The 2,308-nt window shown below is 37.6% G+C and carries 2 protein-coding genes; both read left to right on the top strand.

Annotated features, from left to right (window positions below; genetic code table 11):
* Positions 1-65 precede the first annotated feature (65 nt).
* On the top strand, positions 66-668 hold the full coding sequence (locus ACY65O_RS07160) for a hypothetical protein (protein WP_462220168.1): 603 nt from the start codon (positions 66-68) through the stop codon (positions 666-668).
* A gap of 408 nt (positions 669-1,076) precedes the next feature.
* The coding region (locus ACY65O_RS07155; protein ID WP_462220167.1) for a chloride channel protein at positions 1,077-2,308 on the top strand (1,232 nt) is incomplete at its 3' end.

Here is a 2,308-nt window from a genome sequence, read left to right as displayed (position 1 = left end):
TGCATTTTTAAAATTCTGCATTTTCCAGTTTGCACTTCTTAAAAATATAATTTAATTTTAAGTGTATGAAAAAGTTACTCCTCAATATTGCAATAGTATGCACTGCATTTACTGCAACTGCACAAAGCCCCAAAACAGAATTATACGATCTTATAAAAAAATTACTGTCCGACAGTACCGGTTATGAAAATGTGGGCGACTGGGCCGTGGGAGCACCAAAGAAATTTCCGGTTAAATGGAAAACTGACAGACTGGAAATGAGTGATGATACCAGCATTAATTTTTTCCGTACAGGCGCAACAGAAATAATGATTAAAGGAAAAACTTTTATGCAGGCCGGGCAACCCGTAAAATGGAGCATTATGCTTAAAGGCCCACGCATGGGTTACACTTCTTTTAGTATTGTAAGTTCTCCATTAAGCAGTGAGTTGCAGCCTAAATACAACCTGGACAGCATATTTGGTAAAAAAACATTTACAGCAACACTTATTAAAAGCTGCGATGCAAAAAATATTTCGGGCTATTATTATTATCAGTTAAAATTGCCTAAAAAAGATATTGCCTTTTTAAAACTGAGCTGGGTAACTGTTAACGGTAACACTGCAATAAGAATTGATTGTTTTGATAACTACAGTAAATACGCAGCAAAATTAGATTGCCCTAAATAATACCAATTAGATATTGAAACAATGCTGCCAGCCTGAACTTGTAGAAAGTGTTTGACTATTGCACCGGTTTCGACAAGCTGCTAATGACATATATTTTAAAAGGTTGATAAACAATTTTTTTGCAAAAATTGATTTTAGCCACAAAGGCTCAAAGACACAAAGGAAAAAAGCAAAGCTTTTTTTCTACTTCGTGCCTTTGTGCCTTCGTGGCAACCCTTTTGCAGCGAAGCTGAGAACTTTTTTCTTACAGTCATTTGCAAAGAGCTTAAATTTTTTTATTATTTCCTCAACCTGACATTTTTTTTCTCGGAAAGATTCAATGTCTGATTGGTATGGCGAATAAGAAACTACAACTATGGTTTGCTATCTTTGTGCAGTAAAACAACTGAGCACAAAACCAGTAATTTATTGAAAATTATTAAACTACTTTATTCTGCAGTAATTAATCTTTTGCGTACCCGGCTTAGCAGGGTGCAATTTGTAATGGTAATTGCCACGCTGGTGGGTTTTATATCGGGGTTAATTGCGGTGCTGCTAAAATCGCTGGTGCATTTTATACAACATGCCATTGAAAAAATTCCTGTAAACCGTTTTGCTTATTTATTATTTCCTGCTGTGGGTTTATTGATTACTGTTTTTATTATCCGGCATTTTTTTGGCGGGCAAATTGAGAGAGGCATTGCCATGGTTTTAAAAGCCATTGCCAGGAGAGGATCTTTTATTCCGCTTAAACATACTTACCTGCATGTTATTACCAGCTCCATAACAGTTGGGCTTGGCGGCTCCGTTGGGTTAGAGGCGCCGATTGTTGCAACAGGTTCGGCAGTGGGCTCCACCCTCAGCCGCATCAGCGATTTAAATTACCAGGAAAGAACTTTACTGATTGCCTGTGGTGCTGCTGCCGGCATTGCTGCAGTTTTTAATGCCCCCATTGCGGGGGTAATTTTCGCAATAGAAGTTTTACTGGCCGAAACGGTGGTGAGTTATTTTATTCCGTTAATTATTTCTTCGGTTGCCGGTGTGCTGTGTTCTAAAATAATTTTGAATGAAAGTTTTTTATTCAACTTTGTATTAAAACAAAATTTTGATTATAGAAATGTGCCGTACTATATTTTGCTGGGTGTGCTGGCGGGTTTTGTATCGTTGTACTATGCCCGTATGTTTAAAGCCACAGAAAAAAGAATGCACCAGTGGAAAATGAATGAGTATTTAAAAGCTGTTGCCGGCGGTTTATTTTTGCTGGGTATTTATTTTATATTGCCGCCATTATTTGGCGAAGGATACAACAGTGTTAAGTTAGTTGCCAGTGGTAATTATAATTCGTTTACAGATAACACCACGCTGCTTACAAAGCTGGGTAATAACTGGGGTATAATTGTTTTTACTGCTTTAATATTTTTATTAAAACCTATTGCTGCCGGTATTACCATTGGCAGCGGTGGAAATGGCGGCAACTTTGCACCTTCGTTATTTAGTGGTGCCTACCTCGGTTTCTTTTTTAGTAAATTATTAAACAATACGCCATGGATAAAAATACCGGAAGGTAATTTTAGTTTGGTGGGCATGGCGGGTGTGCTGAGTGGCGTAATGTATTGTCCGCTTACGGCTATATTTTTAATTGCAGAAATTTCCAGCGGTTA

The organism is Ferruginibacter sp. (genome assembly GCF_031430955.1).
Taxonomy (GTDB): domain Bacteria; phylum Bacteroidota; class Bacteroidia; order Chitinophagales; family Chitinophagaceae; genus Ferruginibacter.
This window is presented reverse-complemented; position numbering and strand designations above follow the sequence as displayed.

Coding starts and splice junctions, on each gene's coding strand:
- ACY65O_RS07160 (WP_462220168.1), top strand. CDS start 66: ATGAAAAAGTTACTCCTCAATATTGCAATAGTATGCACTGCATTTACT.